Origin of the sequence: Shewanella sp. 11B5 (genome assembly GCF_002836795.1) — a bacterium.
GTDB classification, from domain to species: Bacteria; Pseudomonadota; Gammaproteobacteria; order Enterobacterales; family Shewanellaceae; genus Shewanella; species Shewanella frigidimarina.
Genome location: NZ_PJAP01001126.1, coordinates 1 through 2,196 on the forward strand (window position 1 = coordinate 1; position 2,196 = coordinate 2,196).

Consider the following 2,196-nt stretch of genomic DNA (forward strand, 5'->3'; position numbering starts at 1 on the left):
ACAGATTGAATTTCTTTTTCAATCGCCTTAATGTCAGCATCACTATTTTGTTTGTCAATTTCGACTAAAAATACAGCAACATTATTGCTGCTATCTGATGTGTCATTAACAAATGACACATCAGATACATTGTTGTTATTACCGCGTACTACGGCTAATGGCGTGTGCAACATCACATGGGCAGTGATACCCATTCGATTTAACGCCATTGAGAGCGAGTCAACCAAGAAAGGCATATCAAGTTGGATAACCTCAATAATGCTGTGAGTTGACTGCCAGCCATGTTTTGCTTGGCTTGGATTAAATACACGGATGTGGGTTTGATCCTGGGCCGTTTTATTCAGCGCATTCCAAAGGCTCACTACAGCACCATATAAATCACTGTCATTACGAGCATTGAGATCGTCTTTTGACATATGGGCATAGAGGCAATTAGCAAATTGCTCAACTTGTTTGGCTTGAGAATTAGGGATTTTTGTGTGAATTAAATTGACTACATTTTCCAGTAGTACTGAAGGCATTGCATCTTTCAAGGCCATGTTGCAGATTCCTTAAGCGTCTATGGCAGCGCTCTTATCATTATATGGATGCTTCGGCTTGTTGATTCAGTCGGTCCGAGTCATTTTGTGTCTATCACGTAAATAACTGTTTTTCGTTTAACAATAGAAACTCATATTTGAGATCTGGTGCAAAGTTTATTACTAAATTGCTGCTATATCGAGGAAAATTTTAGTGGTACATCCTCTATAAATCCAGTCGACAGCATAGATTAGTGTTTAAAATGACATTTAAGTCGTTTGCATAGAGTAACTATGCAAAATAAAAAAGGGAGCTAAGCTCCCTTTTTTATTTAATTACATGTTTTAGTTACTTTTTTCGCCAAAACATCGCTGATAGTGCCGGTAGAATAATAATTGCTCCCAACATATTCACTAAAAACATAAATGTAAGCAAAATACCCATATCCATTTGGAATTTAAGATCTGAGAAGAACCAAGTACTCACCCCAATAGCTAACGTTAAACCAGTGAAGATAACCGCACTACCGCGTTCAACCAAAGCTTCAAAATACGCTTGTTGAACCGGCATACCATTACTGAGTTTATTAGACATCGTCGACAAGATATAAATACCGTAATCGACGCCAATACCTACCCCCAATGCAATAACCGGTAAGGTACTCACCGCAAGTCCAATATCAAGCAGGGTCATTAGTGCTTGCGCCAATGTCGATACCACATAAAGCGGTATAATCACTGCAATAGTCGCCTTCAGAGATTTAAAACTAATTAAACACAACACAAACACAGCACCATAAACATATAACATCATTGGTAGCTGAGCTTCGCTCACGGCTTCATTTGTGGCAGCCATGACACCAACGGGACCTGAAGCTAACTTAAATTGCAGTGTGTCAGAGTTAAGTTGCGCAGCAACGGCTTTAACTTTATCGACAACCACCTCAATGGTTTCAGCTTTGTGATCCTTTAAGAACAAGTACACTGGCATCACTGAACAGTTACTATTGAGCAAACCTGACGTTGTCGGTACTTGACCAACGGCTTGTACTAAGCTGGCAGTGGTACGAGGTAAAATTTCCCATTTTGGGTTACCTTCGTTAAAACCGGCATTCACTTTTTTAGCAATAGATGCCAAGCTCGCCGTTGACTCTACACCAACGGTATTGGCCATCATCCATTCAAACTGATCTATTTGTGTTAGGACAGAATGATAAGTACAAGCTTCTGGTGTTGCTTCGACAATCACTGTCATCACATCGGTGGTAATAGAAAAGTGATCAGTAATAAAGAAGGTGTCTTGGTTATAACGAGAATCTTGGTGCAGTGCTGGTGCCCCACCTTGTAAATCACCTATTTGCATTTTTGAAGCTTGTTGAAAACCAACCACATAAAGAATTACTGTCGAAATTAATACTACAACGGCATATTTTGGCGTCGCAAACTTAGACAATGCTCGCCAAATATTTTCAATTTTTTGGCGTTTCTCAGGATTATCTTGCTTGTTGGGTAATTCAAAATATGAAATAACCAATGGTAGCAAAATAAGGTTAGTTAAAATAATGACTGCAACACCTAGCGATGCAGAAATTGCCAACTCACGAATAATACCAATATCAATGGCCAATAAGGTTAAAAAACCGACCGTATCAGACAATAAAGCAACACCACCGGGCAC

1 protein-coding gene and 1 pseudogene are annotated in these 2,196 nt (G+C 39.3%); both read right to left on the minus strand.

Annotation, left to right across the window (positions count from 1 at the left end):
* A pseudogene (locus CXF78_RS21055) lies at nucleotides 1-539 on the minus strand (NAD-glutamate dehydrogenase domain-containing protein); the annotation flags it as partial.
* Nucleotides 540-867: 328 nt separating this feature from the next.
* Nucleotides 868-2,196: efflux RND transporter permease subunit (locus tag CXF78_RS21060; protein WP_180957243.1), on the minus strand; the 1,329-nt coding region annotated here is incomplete at its 5' end.